14 protein-coding genes are annotated in these 15,842 nt (G+C 65.6%); 6 read left to right on the top strand and 8 right to left on the bottom strand.

The annotated features are described in order from the left end of the window. Positions 1 to 4: 4 nt before the first annotated feature. The 5 genes from FQ664_RS06945 (at position 5) to FQ664_RS06920 (ending at position 4,841) form a co-directional block, all read left to right on the top strand. Positions 5 to 1,162 carry an alginate O-acetyltransferase gene (locus FQ664_RS06945; RefSeq protein ID WP_144171105.1) on the top strand — a complete coding sequence of 386 codons (1,158 nt, stop codon included), beginning with the start codon at positions 5 to 7 and terminating at the stop codon, positions 1,160 to 1,162. 16 nt (positions 1,163 to 1,178) lie between these two features. Next, positions 1,179 to 1,826, top strand: coding sequence for an alginate O-acetyltransferase AlgF (locus tag FQ664_RS06940; protein ID WP_144171102.1), 648 nt, complete (start codon positions 1,179 to 1,181; stop codon positions 1,824 to 1,826). A gap of 35 nt (positions 1,827 to 1,861) precedes the next feature. Further along, positions 1,862 to 3,316, top strand: a complete 1,455-nt coding sequence (locus FQ664_RS06935; RefSeq protein WP_144171330.1) for a mannose-1-phosphate guanylyltransferase/mannose-6-phosphate isomerase — start codon at positions 1,862 to 1,864, stop codon at positions 3,314 to 3,316. Positions 3,317 to 3,414: 98 nt separating this feature from the next. Then, positions 3,415 to 3,879 (top strand): multidrug transporter, encoded by a 465-nt coding sequence (locus FQ664_RS06930; protein WP_144171100.1) that lies wholly within the window; start codon positions 3,415 to 3,417, stop codon positions 3,877 to 3,879. 149 nt (positions 3,880 to 4,028) lie between these two features. Continuing rightward, the gene (locus tag FQ664_RS06920; RefSeq protein WP_144171096.1) at positions 4,029 to 4,841 is read left to right on the top strand and encodes an SDR family oxidoreductase; all 813 of its coding nucleotides are present in this window, start codon (positions 4,029 to 4,031) and stop codon (positions 4,839 to 4,841) included. 129 nt (positions 4,842 to 4,970) lie between these two features. On the opposite strand, the gene FQ664_RS06915 is transcribed toward FQ664_RS06920, so the two are convergent. From FQ664_RS06915 to FQ664_RS06900, 4 genes are all read right to left on the bottom strand, one after another. After that, positions 4,971 to 6,422 (bottom strand): efflux transporter outer membrane subunit, encoded by a 1,452-nt coding sequence (locus tag FQ664_RS06915; protein ID WP_144171094.1) that lies wholly within the window; start codon positions 6,420 to 6,422, stop codon positions 4,971 to 4,973. Beyond that, positions 6,419 to 7,480 carry an HlyD family secretion protein gene (locus FQ664_RS06910; protein WP_144171092.1) on the bottom strand — a complete coding sequence of 354 codons (1,062 nt, stop codon included), beginning with the start codon at positions 7,478 to 7,480 and terminating at the stop codon, positions 6,419 to 6,421. Before FQ664_RS06910 ends, FQ664_RS06915 begins: the two co-directional genes overlap by 4 nt. A gap of 28 nt (positions 7,481 to 7,508) precedes the next feature. After that, a complete protein-coding gene (locus tag FQ664_RS06905; RefSeq protein WP_144171090.1) occupies positions 7,509 to 9,050 on the bottom strand; it encodes an MFS transporter in 1,542 nt (513 codons plus the stop codon). Positions 9,051 to 9,207: 157 nt separating this feature from the next. Continuing rightward, complete coding sequence (locus tag FQ664_RS06900; protein WP_144171088.1) at positions 9,208 to 10,116, bottom strand: LysR family transcriptional regulator; 909 nt, start codon at positions 10,114 to 10,116, stop codon at positions 9,208 to 9,210. Positions 10,117 to 10,325: 209 nt separating this feature from the next. On the opposite strand from FQ664_RS06900, the gene FQ664_RS06895 reads away from it, so the two are divergent. After that, positions 10,326 to 10,778: a universal stress protein gene (locus tag FQ664_RS06895; RefSeq protein WP_144171086.1), complete on the top strand. Its 453-nt coding sequence runs from the start codon at positions 10,326 to 10,328 to the stop codon at positions 10,776 to 10,778. 264 nt (positions 10,779 to 11,042) lie between these two features. Here the strand turns inward: FQ664_RS06895 and FQ664_RS06890 are convergent, their stop codons facing one another. Genes FQ664_RS06890 through FQ664_RS06875 form a run of 4 tightly spaced genes read right to left on the bottom strand, consistent with a single transcriptional unit; the run spans position 11,043 to position 15,822 of the window. Continuing rightward, on the bottom strand, positions 11,043 to 11,903 hold the full coding sequence (locus FQ664_RS06890; protein WP_144171084.1) for an efflux RND transporter periplasmic adaptor subunit: 861 nt from the start codon (positions 11,901 to 11,903) through the stop codon (positions 11,043 to 11,045). Between the two features lie 10 nt (positions 11,904 to 11,913). Continuing rightward, positions 11,914 to 12,114, bottom strand: a complete 201-nt coding sequence (locus tag FQ664_RS06885) for a DUF1656 domain-containing protein (protein WP_008097766.1) — start codon at positions 12,112 to 12,114, stop codon at positions 11,914 to 11,916. A gap of 4 nt (positions 12,115 to 12,118) precedes the next feature. Beyond that, a complete protein-coding gene (locus FQ664_RS06880) occupies positions 12,119 to 14,296 on the bottom strand; it encodes an FUSC family protein (RefSeq protein WP_144171082.1) in 2,178 nt (725 codons plus the stop codon). After that, positions 14,293 to 15,822, bottom strand: a complete 1,530-nt coding sequence (locus FQ664_RS06875) for an efflux transporter outer membrane subunit (RefSeq protein WP_144171081.1) — start codon at positions 15,820 to 15,822, stop codon at positions 14,293 to 14,295. The genes FQ664_RS06880 and FQ664_RS06875 overlap by 4 nt, the downstream gene beginning before the upstream one ends. Positions 15,823 to 15,842: the final 20 nt, after the last annotated feature.

Genomic DNA, 15,842 nt, shown 5'->3' with positions numbered 1-15,842 from the left:
TGACATGACCCGGACATTACGCATTACCTATTCGCTGTCGTTCCTCGGCCTGCTGGTGGGCATGGGCGTGTGGTCCACCGGTGGCCTGCAAAGCTTCCAGCGCACCGAGCAGATGACCCTGCTCAACGGCAAGCTGGCCAAGGCCGCCGAGACCCACTACGACGAGCAGTTCCCGATCAAGCGCCTGGGCACCAACCTGTGGGCGGCGATGGACTTCAAGCTGTTCAACGAAGGCCGCCCCGGCGTGGTACTGGGCCGCGACCAGTGGCTGTTCAGTGACGAAGAGTTCAAGCCCAGCGCCGGTGCCGAGCAACTGATGCAGGAAAACCTGGCGCTGATCCGTGGCGTGCGCGACACCCTGCAGCAGCACGGCAGCCAGCTGGTGCTGACGATCGTGCCGGCCAAGGCGCGGGTGTACGCCGAGTACCTGGGCAAGCAGCTGCCGACCAGCCTGCATGCCGACCTGTACAACCAGTTCCATGCCCAGGCGCGCCAGGCCAACGTGTTCGCCCCGGACCTGATGGCACCTATGGAGCAGGCCAAGGCCCGCGGCCAGGTGTTCCTGCGTACCGACACCCACTGGACGCCGATGGGCGCTGAAGTGGCAGCGCAGGCACTGGCCGAAGCGGTCAGCCGCCAGAGCCTGCTCAATGGCGACCCGCAGGCGTTCATCACCGAAGCCGGCAGCACCGCGCCGTACAAGGGCGACCTGACCAACTTCCTGCCACTGGACCCGCTGTTCAGCAACCTGCTGCCGGCCCCGGACAACCTGCAGCAGCGCACCACTCGCCCGGTCGAGACCGAAGGTGCAACCGGTGACGCACTGTTCGCCGACACCCAGATCCCGGTAGCGCTGGTGGGCACCAGCTACAGCGCCAACCCGCACTGGAACTTCCTCGGCGCGCTGCAGCAGGCCCTGCGCAGCGACGTGGCCAACTACGCCGAAGACGGCCATGGCCCGCTACTGCCGATGCTCAAGTACCTGCAAAGCGACGCCTTTAAAAACGCCGCACCGCAAGTGGTGGTGTGGGAATTCCCCGAACGTTATCTGCCAATGAAGAACGACCTCAGCAGCTTCGATCCGCAGTGGATCGCCCAGCTGAAAAACACCCGTAAATCCGAAGAAAACCTGGCCTTGTCGTCCACCCGGACGAACCACTAATCAGAGGAACGCACACATGACTACCAAGACTTCCATTGCCAAAGCCCTGACCCTCGCGGCCGGCCTGTCCCTGGCTTCCATGCAGGCTTTCGCCGGCGCCGACGCCGCCCTGTATGGCCCGAGCGCACCGAAAGGCTCGAGCTTCGTGCGCCTGTACAACGCTTCCAGCGCACCGGCTGCAGCCTCGGTCGGCAATACCCAGATCAAGCAGGTTGGCGCCCAGGCCAGCAGCGACTTCAGCTTCCTGCCAGGGGGTGATTACACCGCCCAGGTCGGCGGCAAGAGCGTGCCGGTCAAGCTGGCCTCGGACAAGTACTACACCCTGGTCAACAGCGCCAGCGGCAACCCGCAGCTGATCGAAGAGCCGCCGTTCAAGAACAAGCAGAAAGCCCTGGTTCGCGTGCAGAACCTGAGCGACCAGCAACTGACCCTGAAGACCGCCGATGGCAAGACCGAAGTGGTCAAGCCGGTAGCCGCCAACGGCCGTGGCGAACGCGAAATCAACCCGGTCAAGGTCAACCTGGCGCTGTACCAAGGAGACAAGAAAGTGGGTGACGTGAAACCCGTCGCCCTGGAGCGCGGCGAAGCCGCAGTGCTGTACGTAACGGGTTCCGGCAACGCCTTGTCGCCGGTGTGGGTAACTCGCCCCGTGGCTAGCAACTGATTGCCCTGCCTCTCAACGACTATTGGAGAAACATGATGATCCCGGTAATTCTTTCTGGTGGTAGCGGTTCCCGTCTGTGGCCTCTGTCGCGCAAGCAGTTCCCCAAGCAGTTCCTGGCCCTGACCGGTGAACACACCCTTTTCCAGCAGACCATCGAGCGCCTGGTGTTCGAGGGCATGGACACGCCCATCGTGGTCTGCAACAAGGACCACAAGTTCATCGTCCAGGAACAGCTGGCGGCCCTGAAGCTGGAAACCCAAGGCATCCTGATGGAGCCGTTCGGTCGCAACACCGCGCCAGCTGTCGCGATGGCAGCCATGAAACTGCTCAACGAAGGTCGTGACGAGTTGATGCTGGTGCTGCCCGCCGACCACGTGATCGATGACCAGAAGGCCCTGCAACGCGCCCTGGCCCTGGCCACCGTGGCCGCCGAGCGTGGCGAGATGGTGCTGTTCGGCGTGCCGGCGACCAAGCCGGAAACCGGCTACGGCTACATCCGATCCAGCCAGGACGCCCTGCTGCCTGAAGGCGTGGCGCGCGTGGCGCAGTTCGTCGAGAAGCCTGACGAAAAACGCGCCGCCGAGTTCGTCCAGGCCGGCGGCTACTTCTGGAACAGCGGCATGTTCCTGTTCCGTGCCAGCCGCTTCCTCGAAGAGCTGAAGAAGCACGACGGCGACATCTACGACACCTGCGTGCTGGCCCTGGAGCGCAGCCAGGAAGACGGTGATGTGCTGAGCATCGACGAAGCCACCTTCGCCTGCTGCCCGGACAACTCCATCGACTACGCGGTGATGGAAAAGACCCAGCGCGCCTGCGTGGTGCCGATGTCGGCCGGCTGGAGCGACGTGGGCTGCTGGTCGTCGCTGTGGGAGGTGCACGAGAAGGACGACAACGGCAACGTCACCAAGGGCGACGTGGTGGTGCAGGACAGCCGCAACTGCATGATCCACGGCAACGGCAAGCTGGTGTCGGTGATCGGCCTGGAGAACATCGTGGTGGTCGAGACCAAGGACGCCATGATGATTGCCCACAAGGACAAGGTTCAGGGCGTCAAGCAGATGGTCAAGACCCTCGACGAGCAGGGCCGCAGCGAAACCCAGAACCACCTGGAAGTGTATCGCCCGTGGGGCTCGTACGACTCGGTGGACATGGGCGGCCGCTTCCAGGTCAAGCACATCACCGTCAAACCGGGCGCCAGCCTGTCGCTGCAGATGCACCATCATCGTGCCGAGCACTGGATCGTGGTGTCCGGCACTGCCGAGGTAACCTGTGACGAGAACGTGTTCCTGCTGACCGAGAACCAGTCGACCTACATCCCGATCGCCTCGGTCCACCGCCTGCGCAACCCGGGCAAGATCCCGCTGGAGATCATCGAAGTGCAGTCCGGCAGCTACCTGGGCGAGGATGACATCGAACGCTTCGAGGATGTGTACGGGCGTACCTCCACGCCGGTCGAGCGTGGCATTTCGGTGAAGACCATCGCGCAGTAACTCCACCCTTGGGGCCGCTTTGCGGCCCCGCTTTTTGAGCCACTCCCCATTTCGGGCTACGATGATCAGACCCCGCGCAATCAAGGTCTGCAAGCCCCATGATCATCGGTGCCGTCCTCATCCTCACCTGGCTGGTGCTGCTGTTGCGCTACCCGGCCAAGGCCTTGCCGATCTCGCTGGCTGCCATGTGTGGCCTGGGCCTGGTAGCTCTGTTCGTCGTCTGGCAGGACACCCGCGAAACCTCGCAACTGGCCCGCCTGGACCTGCGCCTGAGCTACGCCCCCGAACACTGCCCCGCCGACCGTGCCCTGCAAGTGCGCATGAAGAACGGCAACGAAGTACCGCTCACCGAACTGCGCTGGCGGGTGGCGGCGTATGCGCCGGGCGATACCGTGAACCTGGCCGAAAACACCTACAACGCCCCGCGCTACCGTGGGCCGGGTGAACTGCAGCCTGGGGCCGAGTGGCAAGACTGCCTGCCACTGCCGCCACTGCGCTCCGGGTACCGGCCGCAGACCCTGGAGTTTCGTGCAGAGCATCTGCAAGGTGCGTTTGCCAATTAATGTATCGCCTGTGCCGGCCCTTTCGCGGGTAAACCCGCTCCCACAGGATCACCACCTACTCGAAGATTGTGGAGTCCATGTGGGAGCGGGTTCACCCGCGAAGAGGCCGGTACAGGAAAACCAATCCTCCCTGACAACAGGCCCCAACCATGCCCACCGTTTTGATCACCGGTTGTTCCAGCGGCATCGGCCGCGCCCTGGCCGACGCCTTCCGCGATGCCGGCCACCATGTCTGGGCCACCGCCCGCAAACCTGAAGATGTCGAGCAACTGAACGCCGCCGGCTACACCGCCCGGCAACTTGATGTAAACGACAGCGAGGCCGTGGCCCGCCTGGCCGAGGACCTGGAAAACCTCGACATCCTGATCAACAACGCTGGCTACGGCGCCATGGGCCCATTGCTCGATGGCGGCGTGGAAGCCTTACGCCAACAGTTCGAAACCAACGTCTTTGCCGTGGTTGGCGTTACCCGCGCACTGTTCCCCCTGCTGCGCCGCTCACGCGGCCTGGTGGTGAATATCGGCAGCGTTTCCGGTGTGCTTGTCACCCCGTTCGCTGGCGCCTACTGCGCCTCGAAAGCTGCCGTGCATGCCCTGAGCGATGCCTTGCGCCTGGAACTGGCGCCGTTCGGCGTGCAAGTGATGGAAGTGCAGCCGGGGGCGATTGCCTCGCAGTTCGCCAGCAATGCCCAGCGCCAGGCCGAGCAGGTGCTGGCGGCGGACTCAGCGTGGTGGCCGTTGCGCGAGCAGGTGCAGGCTCGGGCGCGGGCATCGCAGGACAAACCTACTTCGGCGGCGGTGTTTGCCCAGGGTGTGTTGGCAGCGGTGGGCAAGTCGCCGGTGCCGGCGGTGGTGCGGTTGGGGAATGGCAGCACGGCGTTGCCGTTGATGGCCCGGTTACTGCCGCGGCGGGTGCTGGATTGGGCGTTGCGCAAGCGCTTTGGCCTGCTGCGCCCGCTTTAACATTGTTATTACCTGTCCCGGCTCTATCGCCGGCAAGCCAGCTCCCACAAAGTCTCCACAGGTTCTGGAATCTGCGCTGTACCTGTGGGAGCTGGCTTGCCGGCGATGGGCCGCACAGCGGCCCCGCTTTCATGCTTCCTTGACCGGCTGTTCGTCGAATGCCTGCCAGCCACCACCCAAGGCCTTGTACAAGCCCACCAGCGCCTGCGATACCGCCGCCGAACTGTCGATCCACTGCTCCTCGCTGGCCAGCAATGCTCCCTGCACCGTCAGCACATTGAGAAAGTCCACCGCCCCTTCCACATATTGGCGCTGGGCGGTCTCCAGGGCGATGCGGTTCTGCCGCACCGCCTCGGCCAGGTGGTCGCGCCGCAACTGGCTGGCGTTGTACAGGCGTAGCACATCGTCGATTTCATGCCAGGCGCCCAGCACCACCTTGCGGTAGTTCAACGCCGCTTCCTGCTGTTGCGCCTCGCGCAGTTCCAGGGTACCCGTGAGCCGGCCGCCCTCGAAGATCGGCAGCGACAGCTGCGGCCCGAAGGCGAAACGGCGCGAATCCCAAGCGCCGAAATCGGACAGCTGCATGGCCTGGAAGCCGACACTGCCCGACAGCCGGATGCTCGGGTAGAAGTCGGCCTTGGCCACGCCAATGCTGGCGGTGGCGGCATGCAGGCGGGCCTCGGCCTGGCGAATGTCCGGGCGGCGTTCGGCCAGTTCGGACGGCAAGCCAATGGCGAACGTCTGCTGCGGCGCAGGCAGCTCGCCGCCCTGCAGCAACTCGGCCTGCAGGCTGCGCGGCGGTTCGGCGGCGAGCAGGCTGAGGGCGTTGATCAGGTCATCGCGCCGTGCTTCCAGGCTTGGCAGGCGCGACTCGATCGAAGCGACCTGGGCACTGGCCTGGGCCACGTCCAGACGCGTGGCGACACCTTCGACCTGGCGGTTTTCAGACAATTTCAGGCTGTGCTGGGCGACCTTGAGGTTGTCGCGGGTCACATCGATGGTGTGCTGCACGGCGCGCAGCTGGATGTAGTTGCCGGCGGTTTCCGAAAGCAATGCCAGCAATACGCCGCGGCGGTCGTTCTCGGCCACTTCGACCGTGGCATCGGCAGCCTCGACCTGGCGCCGCACGCGGCCCCACAGGTCCAACTCCCAACCGGCCACCAGGTCGCCCTGCCAGAGGTTGAAGGCTTGCTTGCCCGCCTTGCCGGACGGATCACTCAGGCCTTCGGCACTGTTGCGCGCGCGGCTGTAGCCGGCATTCACATCCACCGCCGGTACTTCGTCGGCAGCCACGGTGCTGCGCAAGGCGCGGCTTTGCAGCAGGCGGGCGCTGGCCATCTGCAGGTCGAGGTTGCGCTCGGCAACGCGCTGGATCAAGGCACTCAGGCGGGCGTCGTGGAAGCTTTGCCACCAGCGCAGCTCCAGCGGTTCGGCCTGCGGCTGGCTGGTCGCCGCCTCGCCTTGCAGCGGCGCCCACTGGTGCGGTGCCTGGCTGTCAGGGCGCTGGAAGTCCGGGCCCAGAGTGCAGCCGGCCAGCAACACGGCCAGCAGCAACGGGCTCAAGCGTAATGCCGGTTTCATCGTGCGCTTACCTCTTTGCCGTCCAGCTGGTCGCCACGGGTGTCGATGGTCGCTTCCACCGACATGCCCACGCGCAGGCGGGCAAGCAGCGGCTGGCCATCATCGAAAACGATCTTCACCGGGATGCGCTGCACCACCTTGGTGAAATTGCCGGTGGCGTTATCCGGCTTTACGGCGGCGAAGGTCACGCCGGTGGCCGGGGCGATGCTTTGCACATGGCCTTGCAGCGTCTCACCGGCAAAGGTGTCGACGCTGATACTCACCGCCTGGCCGGGCTGCACGTGGGTCAGCTGGGTTTCCTGGAAGTTGCCGACCACGTAGGCCTGCTGCAATGGCACCACCGACAGCAGGCGGGCGCCCGGGTTGACGTAGGCACCGACACGCAAGGCGCGCTCGCCGACCATGCCGTCCACCGGCGCGGTGATGCGGGTGTAGGACAAGTCGAGCTGGGCCTTTTCCAGCCCCGCTTCGGCCCGTTTCAGCTGGCCGTCGGCACTGGCCACCTGGGCGGTAAGGATATCCACCTGCTTGCGCGCCGCTACCAGTGCCGCCTGGGCATTGGCCAGGCGCGCGCGGGCCTGGTCGACCCCGCTGCGCGCCTGTTGGGCGCTCTGCACGGTGCCGGCCCCCTGCTCGGCCAGGCGGCTGTAGCGGTTGACTTCATGGTCGGCGAACGCAGCTTCGGCCTGGGCAGCTTTCACGGCAGCCTCCGCCTGGGCAATCAGCGACGCCTGGCGTTCGAGGGTGGCGCGGGCATCGGCGCTTTGCGCCTGGGCCACCAGCAACTGCGCCTGTGCGGCATCCAGCGCGGCCTGGTAGTCGCGGGCATCGATGGTCGCCAGCAACTGACCGGCCCTGACCTGCTGGTTGTCTTCCACCAGCACCTCCTTGATAAAGCCGGCGACCTTGGGCGCTACCACGGTGTAGTCGGCGATCACATAGGCGTCATTGGTGCTCTGGCGGTGGTCGCTGCCGAACATCCAGGGGCCGACGATGCCGGCCAGGACGGCCACGGCCAGTACCGAGCCGATGAACAGGGTCTTGCGGTTGTTGGTCATTTCAGTGGTTCTCGAATTCATCCAGGGTTCAGGCCACCGCGCGCGGCGGATAGACCCGGGTAGGCACGAAAGGAATCAGGCAGATCAGGGCCACGGCAATGCAGGCCATGACCAGGTAGAGGTCGGCCGAGGTCAGCACCAGCGCCTGGTCGTGGATACGCCTGGCCAGGCCAGCAGCGTTACCGTCGACCAGCGGGGCGTTGCCCAGGCTGTCCACCAGGTGGTTGGAATGGAAGTGCCGGCGCAGGGTACCCATGGCGTCCAGCAGGCCACCGGCGATCACTGCGGCCATGCCCTTGACGGTGTTGAACCAGCTGGAGGCGAACGGGCCTTCCTGCGGGGTCATGCCGTTGGTGGACAGCATCAGCAATGGCAGCACCGCCATCGGCTGGCCGAACACCTGCAGCAGGTAGAACGGGTAGAAGTCGCCACGGATCCACTCGCTGGTCAGCAAGCTGCTGCCGACACAGGACACCGCCAGCATCGCCAGGCCGATGCCCAGCACCCAGCGGCAGTCCACCGCACGGATGTTGCACAGCGCCGCGGTCAGCGGCAGGGCGATCAGTTGCGGCATGGCCACCAGCATCATCAGCGGGCTGGTCTGCGCCGGGCGGTAGCCCTGGATCTGCGCCAGGTAGGCCGACGGGATGCTGCCCACGCCCGAAAGCACGATCAGCACGCCAGCCAGGGTCACCAGGGCGAAACTCAGGTTGCGCCGCGACAGCATGCGTAACTGGAAGAACGGGAGTGGCTCGGACCATTCGTTGTACATGAACAGCACCAGCAACAGCAGGCCACCGCCGAGCAGCCAGCAGATCAGCGGCGAATCGAACCAGCCCCAGCGGTCGCCCAGCGACAGGCCCAGCACGAGGCAACTGATGGCGGGCAGGCCGAGCAGCACGCCGCGCCAGTCGAACTGCTTGAAGCGCTCCAGGCGCAGTGGGTCCTGCGGCAGGCCCCAGCCGACGCAGGCAATGGCCAGCGCCGAGGGCAGGAGGATCTGCCAGAACACCCATTGCCAGCCGACGTATTCGGTCCACAGCCCTGCCAGCGGCGTGCCGAGGTTGGGGCCGAAGGTGGCGGTGAGGGCATAGCAGGCCAGGCCATAGACCTTGATGCCCGGCGGCAGGAAGCGCAGGGCTACGCTCATCAGCATCGGCGGCAAGGCGCCAGAGGCGAAGCCCTGGAGCACACGCAGCAGCATCAGGCTGTGCAGGTTGGGGGCGAACGGTTGCAGCAGGCCGAGCACGGCGAACAGGCCGATGGCGCTCATGGTGAAGCGCCGCAGCGAGAACGTGGTGGCCAGCCATGGCGCGAAGGCCATGGCCGAGACCGAGGCGGCGCTGTAAACCGCCAGCAACCAGGCGCCTTCGTCGGCACCGATGCCCATGGCCCCGCGGATATCGGCCAGGGAGATCTTGGTCACCGACTCGTTGAGGCCCGCGCACAGCACGGCCAGCAACACACCGAACAGCCCGACCACTACCTGCAGGCCAAACGCAGTCTGCGCAGGCGCGGCCGGCGCTGGGGCGGCGGCAATCGCGGCAGACGGGGCGGACAGGGAATTCATGGGCAGACATCTCCAGCAACAAATTTGCGACTGGAACAAGTCTAAGAAGGTCGAATGCTGACGAAAACTGACTTCTCGGCAGTTTTATGTTGCGTCAGGCGCAATCCACTTCGAAACCGAGTCACCCGCGAAAAGGCCGGCCCAGGCAGAACATCACTCAAGGATCGACGCTGCAGCAAGCCTTCAGGGTCTGCCGCAACCACCGATGCGCCGGGTCATTGTGAAACCGTGGGTGCCACGCCTGCAGCACCGTCACCCGCTCCAGCGGCACCGGTATCTCGAACGAACGCAGCGGCAGCCCTAGCTTGTGCACGCTGTTGAGGATGTTCGCCGGCATCGGCAGGATCAGGTCGGAATCCGGCAGCGAGAACAGCGCCGAGTGAAAACTCGGGGTAATCAGCGCCACCCGCCGCTGCACCTTGAAGTTGGCCAACTCCACATCGATCGGTCCGTTGGCCCGACCACGGCGGGACACGCTGATCTGTGGATAACTGGCAAAACGCTGCGCCGTGATCGGTTGGTCGAAGATTGGGTGGTCACGCCGCGCCAGACCCACGTAGTAGGTCTGGAACAGGCTCTGCACCTTGATCTCCGGCCCCAGGTCGACGGTCGAGCTGATGATCAGGTCGGTACGCCCGTCACGCAGCACGCTGTCGTCATCGCCGCCGGGGCTTTCCGGCACAAAGCGCAGCACCGTGCGCGGCGCCTGCTCGTGCATGCGCCTCAGCAACTGAGCGCCGTAGAGGGCGATGAACAGGTCATTGGTGCGAATGTTGAAGGCCCGGTCAAGCTTGGCCAGGTCGACCTCGTCGGCACTGCGGAACACCTCGCCAGCCTGCTCCACCAGTGCCGCCACCTGCTCGCGCAGGGCCAGCGCCCGCGGCGTCGGCACCAGGCCACGGCCGGCGCGCACCAGGATCGGGTCGCCCAATGCATCGCGGATACGCCCCAGGGTCCGGCTCATCGCCGCCGGGCTCAGATTCATGCGCTGCGCCGCGCCCACCACGCTGCCCTCGTCGAGCAGGGCATCGAGGGCGACGAGCAGGTTCATGTCCGGGAGTTGCATGGCCGTTTTCCGTTACAGCTGTGAGGAATGGCGATGGTAGCAGGTTGCTGGATTGCACCAGACGCAATGCGCCCGTGCGTGCTGGGGCATTTATCCTGCGGGTGGATTGAGCCAAGAATGAGGAATGGCAGGTTCGGCCTCTTCGCGGGTTCACCCGCGAAGAGGCCAGAACAGACAACCCCTTAGCCAGCCCGAAACAAGGATCCCACATGCCCAGCCCCGTCCTGATCGCCATCGATGCCTCCCCTGCATCCACCGCCCTGCTCACCCTCGCCCGCCGCTACTGCCGCCCCGGCGAGCACGAACTGCACGTGCTACTGGCCATCGACGCCACCTTCGCCGTGCACGAGCGACCCGCGCCCTACACCGCCGAAGAACTGGAGGAATACCCAGCCGCCTGCGAGGAGCAGCATCAGGCCGACCAGGCCGTGACCGAGGCCGTGCGCGCGCTGCAGCAAGCCGGCTTCGCCAGCCAGGGCTGCATGGTGGCCGGGCAGCCGGTCGAGGCGATCGTAGCCAAGGCGCAGGAGCTGAACTGCGAACTGATCATCATGGGCCACCGCCACCTGTCACGGCTGGGGCGGCTGCTGGACCCGTCGATCAGCGCGAAGGTGATTGACCGGGTTGAGGTGCCGGTGTTGGTGGGGGCTGCGGGTGGATGACTCGAGAGGTTCATCGCCTGGGCGATCGAGCGCCGCCCGCGCGGCGCATCGCGAGCTACGCTCGCTCCTACGTTTGTTTCGGGCCAATTATTCCAGTGGGATTTGCGCGCGAACGCCTTGGCACATGGCTCGATATTGCGTCATGCAAACCAGGCGGTCGCGCGCGTCTGTCACAGACATGACTGGCCCGAAACAAACGTAGGAGCGAGCGTAGCTCGCGATGCGCCGCGCGGGCGGCGCTCGATCCCACAGACGCCACACCACTCAAGGCGAACCCGGCTTCACCACCACCGTACAAGTCGTCCCCGCCGCCAGCAAAAACCCTTCCGGCACTTCATCGATGTGAATGCGCACCGGCACCCGCTGCGCCAGGCGCACCCAGTTGAAGGTCGGGTTCACATCGGCGATCAGCTCGCGGCTCTGCGGGTTGTCGCGGTCGTAGATGCCGCGGGCGATGCTCTCCACATGGCCCTTGATGCGCTCGCCGCTCATCATCTGCAGCTCGGCCTGATCGCCCACCTTCACATGCGGCAGCTTGGTCTCCTCGAAGAACCCGTACACCCAGAACGAGTTCTCGTCGACCACCGCCATCACCGCTTCTCCGGTACGCGCATAGTCACCCTTGTGGATATTCAGGTTGGTCACGTAGCCGTCCACCGTGGCCACGATATGCGTGCGCTTGAGGTTCAGCTCGGCCGCAGCCAGTTCGGCAAGGGCCTGCTGGTAGTCCGCCTGGGCGGAGTTGGCGATGTTGCTGGCGTCGTCGCGGTTTTCCTTGGAGATCACCAGGTTGTCCATGTCGGCACGGCGCTTGGCGTTGACCTTGCGCATCTCCCAGGTGGCCTTGCGCGATGCAACCTGCGCCTTGGCCTGGTCGACGGCCAGCTGGTAGTGCTCGGGGTCGATCTGGATCAGCAGGTCGCCCTTCTTCACCCGCTGGTTGTCCTTGACCGGCACATCCACCACATAGCCGGGCACGTCGGCGGCGACGTTGATGATGTCGGCACGCACGCGGCCGTCGCGGGTCCATGGCGTGGTCATGTAATGCAGCCACAACTGGCGACCGATCACCACGGCAGCGGCCAGCACCAACAGGGTGGCGATCAGGCTGAAGAACTTTTTCATCGAAGGATTCTCACCAGTAGAGCGACAGCGCCAGGGCGCCGAACAGGCAGACGAACAGGCTCAGGCGCAGCAGCGCCGGGTGCCAGAAGAAGCGGTAGCCATCATGGCTGGCAATGAAGCGGTCCAGGCCCCAGGCCAGGCCCAGGGCGAACAGGAACATCAAGGTCATGGTGGGCATGTACACGCCATGGAAGGCGATTTCACGGGGCATGGTTTCACGGAGCATCGGGCAGTCCTTTCGCCGCTGCCAACGGCGACTGTGGGTCGAGCAGGGAAGAACGGATGAAGTGCAGGTAGCTTTGCGCGCGGCGCAGCACCGAAGTGTCGAAGTGGCGGGCGAAGGGCTCGTCGGTGGCCTGCACACGGGCGATGGCATGGTCCACTGCCACCAGCGCGCGCTCGTGGTTGCTGGCGCTGGGCTGCAGGAACAGCCGGGCCAGAGCACGACCCATCACGCGGATCGCCTGGCGCCAGGGCTGCGACTCGGCGTAGGCCGGGTGCACCGGCGCACGGGCCTGCTCCTTGCGCAGCTCGATGACAGCGTGACCGATCTCCAGCACGGTGAACATCCAGCCCATCAGCTGGCTCTGCACCTGCGGCTTGCCAGCGGCCAGACCATAGGCCTGGTGCAGCAGGTCACGGGTGCGGCTTTCGAAGGCCGTGCCGATGCCACGCAGGCGGCCGCTGATGGCGAACAGCACCTGCTCGCGCAGCTCCTGCTCCAGGCGGCTCCACAACCAGCGGCTGTTGGGCGGCAGGATGATCGCCCCGGCAGCGGCACAGACGAACATGCCGATGACCATGCCGATGTAGTCGTTGATGAAGGTGTACGGGTCATACACGGTGAGGTTGTTCGGCACCGAACCGATGGCGAAGAACACCAGCAGGCCGATGCCGTAGCCGGCATAGGCCGGCCGTGACGAAAGGAACGCGCCCAGTACGAACACTGGCGCCAGGACCATGCACAGCAGCGGGAAACCGTCGATCCAGGGGAACACGAAGAAGGTTTCGAAGAAGCCGACGAAGGCACCCATGGCCGTGCCGCAGGCCATCTGGAACGACATGCGCTTGGGGTTCGGCGAGGCCGCCGAGAGGCCCACGGTGACGGTGGCGATCAGGGTCATCATGGCGCCGCTGGGCCAGTCGCTGAACAGCCAGTAGCTGCCCAGCAGCAACAGCACCGCCGAGGCACGCACACCGGCGGCCAACGACACCAGCCAGCTGGTCTGCGCCACGTAGGGCTCATCCCACTGCTCGCGTTCGTGCCGGTGCGCGGCCAGCGAGGCGTGGGTTTCGGCGTAGCTGTACATCTCGTCGACGAGGCGGTAGAGCAGCTCGAAGGCGGTGTGGAAGTCGAGCAGGTCGGACTCGCTCGGTTCGGTCGCCAGGTACTCGGCGCGCAGGCCGCGGACCTGGGCCTGCAGGCCTTCCTTGTAGGCGGCCAGCTCCAGGGTCAGGCGCAGCGCATCGGCGTCGGTCAGCGCCCGGCCCACGTAGGGTTGCAACAGTTCCACCAGGGTGTTCAGGCCCGGCTCGATGGCGCCGACGATCTGCAGCGGGCCACGGGCGCGCAGGCGCTCCAGCAAACGGTGCAGGGCATTGAAGCGCGTAGTGATGGCCATGAACTCGCTGTTCATCCGCACCAGCCGGCCGCTGCGGCGGCGCATGTGCGGATCTTCGAAGGCGGTGACGTTACGCAGGCTTTCAAGGCCCACCGCCTCGGCAACAAAGCGCACGTTGCTGCTCTCGAAACGGTCGCGCTGGCTGTCACCGCGCAAGGCCTCGACCACCACCCCGGCAAACACGCCAAAGCGCTGGTACAAGGCGTTGCGCATGGCGGCGCTGGCCGACTGCGGCAGGATCGCGGCACTGACGAAGGTGGAAACGAGGATGCCCAGGGCAATTTCCAGCACCCGCCATACCGCCGCCATGAACGCCTGGTCGGGGTGTTGCAGCACCGGCAGGCCGATCATCGCTGCGGTGTAGCCGGCCAGCACGAAGCCATAGGCGCGGAAAGTGCGGTAGCGCATGGCACCGGCCGAGCACAGGCCCACCCACAAGGCCAGGCTGGGCAGAAACAGCTCGGTGTTCTGCGGGAAGATGGCGATCAGCGCCACCATCATCGCCGAGCCAGCCAGGGTGCCGAGTACCCGATAGAAGCTCTTGGCGAACACATGTCCGCTTTGCGGCTGCATGACGATGAACACGGTGATCATCGCCGTGCGTGGTTGCGGCAGCTCCAGGCGCATGGCCAGCCACAGGGTGATGAACGCTGCGGCCAGCACCTTGAAGATGTACACCCAGGTCACGCCGTCGGTGCGCGCCCAGGCAAAGAAGCCCCGGCGCCATTCCAGGCTCTGCAGCCAGCGCACGGGCAAACTGGAAGTGCTCATTCGGCGTTATCCGGCTTCTTGTCGAAAATGGCCAGGGTGGCCGGGGTTTTCGGCGCTGCCTGACGCTCCTCTTTCGGCACGTCCTGACCAGCCTGCAAGCCGCCGCCCAAGGCAGTGACCAGCTCGGCATGAGCAATCAGGCGGGCGGCCTGCACCTGCTGTTGCACCTGCTGCTGGCGCAGCAGCAAGGTCTGGGCGTTGAGCACGTTGAGGTAGTCGGTAAGGCCACGCTGGAAAGCGACCATGGCGATGTCGTAGGTTTTCTGCGCGGCCGCGACCGACTCGGCGGCGAAGTGCGACTGCTCCGTCATCGACTCGCGGCGGATCAGCTGGTCAGAGATGTTCTTCAGCGCACCGACCACGGTCTGGTTGTAGCGCGCCACGGCGACGTCATAGCCCGCCGAGGCCACGCCCAGCTGCGAGCGCAGCCGGCCACCGTCGAAGATCGGCAGGCTGATGGCCGGGCCGACGTTGTAGTTGAACTTGCGCCCGGTGAGGAACTCCAGCGGGCCACCGCCGGTAGCCATGAAGCCCAGGCTGCCGACCAGGTCGACGTTGGGGAAGAAGCCGGCGTGGGCAACATCGATGCCACGCGCCTGGGCGGCTACCTGCCAGCGACTGGCGACCACGTCGGGGCGTTGGCCGACCAGTTCGGCCGGCAGGTTGGACGGCAGTTTCAGCGGTGCGGCCAGGGCCAGGCTCGGACGCTGCAACTGTGCGCCCTCCCCCGGCCCCTTGCCCGCCAGGGCGGCCAGCTGGTTGCGGGTCAGGGCAATTTCTTCGTCGAGGCTGTCGAGCTGGCGGTGGGTTTCCGGCAGCGGCGCTTCGGCCTGGCTGACTTCGAAGTGGGTGCCGATGCCGGCATCCAGGCGGCGCTTGGCCAGGGCCAGGATCTGCTCCTGCTGCACAAGCTCGGCCTTGACGATATCGCGCTGGGCGAAGTGCAGGCTCAGCTGGATGTAGGCGCGTACCACATTGTTCTGCAGTTCCAGCTGCGCCTGGCGGACTTCGGCCACGCTCATGTGCGCCTGGTCCACGGCCTGCTCGCTGGCATTGCGTTCGCGGCCCCACAGGTCGAGCGCATAGCTGAAGCCAATCGCGGCGTTGTTGTCCCAGGTGTTGGCGCCGGACAGCGCGCCCGGGCCATAGAACTGGTCTTCAGGCCAGTTGTGGCGCTTGAGCGTGGCCTGGCCGTTGGCCTGCAGCTTTTCCGCCGACTCGACCACACCGGCCATGGCCTTGGCTTCGCGCACCCGCGCCGCAGCCAAGGCCAGGCTCGGGCTACCGGCCACGGCCAAGGCAACCCAGCGGTCCAGCTGTGGGTCACCATAGGCGTGCCACCACTGCTGGTCGGGCCAGTGGGCGTCGGTCGCGGCTTCGCGTATGGCGGCGTCGGTGGTCAGGGTGTTGGCTTGCAGCGTCTTGCTTTGCGGGGCAATGCCCCAGGTTCCGATACAACCGCTCAAGGTGAGGGCAAGGGCACAGGCACTGAACGCATTGAGCGTTCTGATGATGCGACGCGGCACAGCTGCGATTTCCCGAGGAA

It is taken from the genome of Pseudomonas persica (assembly GCF_900291015.1).
GTDB lineage: Bacteria > Pseudomonadota > Gammaproteobacteria > Pseudomonadales > Pseudomonadaceae > Aquipseudomonas.
The sequence above is the reverse complement of the archived record's forward strand: the minus strand, read 5'-3'. Positions and strand labels throughout refer to the sequence as shown.

What these genes read in the sequence shown, in the direction of transcription:
- FQ664_RS06910 (WP_144171092.1), bottom strand. Translation starts at nt 7,480, where the DNA reads ATGACCAACAACCGCAAGACCCTGTTCATCGGCTCGGTACTGGCCGTG.
- FQ664_RS06890 (WP_144171084.1), bottom strand. Translation starts at nt 11,903, where the DNA reads ATGAAAAAGTTCTTCAGCCTGATCGCCACCCTGTTGGTGCTGGCCGCT.
- FQ664_RS06885 (WP_008097766.1), bottom strand. Translation starts at nt 12,114, where the DNA reads ATGCCCCGTGAAATCGCCTTCCATGGCGTGTACATGCCCACCATGACC.
- FQ664_RS06935 (WP_144171330.1), top strand. Translation starts at nt 1,862, where the DNA reads ATGATCCCGGTAATTCTTTCTGGTGGTAGCGGTTCCCGTCTGTGGCCT.
- FQ664_RS06940 (WP_144171102.1), top strand. Translation starts at nt 1,179, where the DNA reads ATGACTACCAAGACTTCCATTGCCAAAGCCCTGACCCTCGCGGCCGGC.
- FQ664_RS06930 (WP_144171100.1), top strand. Translation starts at nt 3,415, where the DNA reads ATGATCATCGGTGCCGTCCTCATCCTCACCTGGCTGGTGCTGCTGTTG.
- FQ664_RS06920 (WP_144171096.1), top strand. Translation starts at nt 4,029, where the DNA reads ATGCCCACCGTTTTGATCACCGGTTGTTCCAGCGGCATCGGCCGCGCC.
- FQ664_RS06945 (WP_144171105.1), top strand. Translation starts at nt 5, where the DNA reads ATGACCCGGACATTACGCATTACCTATTCGCTGTCGTTCCTCGGCCTG.
- FQ664_RS06905 (WP_144171090.1), bottom strand. Translation starts at nt 9,050, where the DNA reads ATGAATTCCCTGTCCGCCCCGTCTGCCGCGATTGCCGCCGCCCCAGCG.
- FQ664_RS06895 (WP_144171086.1), top strand. Translation starts at nt 10,326, where the DNA reads ATGCCCAGCCCCGTCCTGATCGCCATCGATGCCTCCCCTGCATCCACC.
- FQ664_RS06915 (WP_144171094.1), bottom strand. Translation starts at nt 6,422, where the DNA reads ATGAAACCGGCATTACGCTTGAGCCCGTTGCTGCTGGCCGTGTTGCTG.
- FQ664_RS06880 (WP_144171082.1), bottom strand. Translation starts at nt 14,296, where the DNA reads ATGAGCACTTCCAGTTTGCCCGTGCGCTGGCTGCAGAGCCTGGAATGG.
- FQ664_RS06900 (WP_144171088.1), bottom strand. Translation starts at nt 10,116, where the DNA reads ATGCAACTCCCGGACATGAACCTGCTCGTCGCCCTCGATGCCCTGCTC.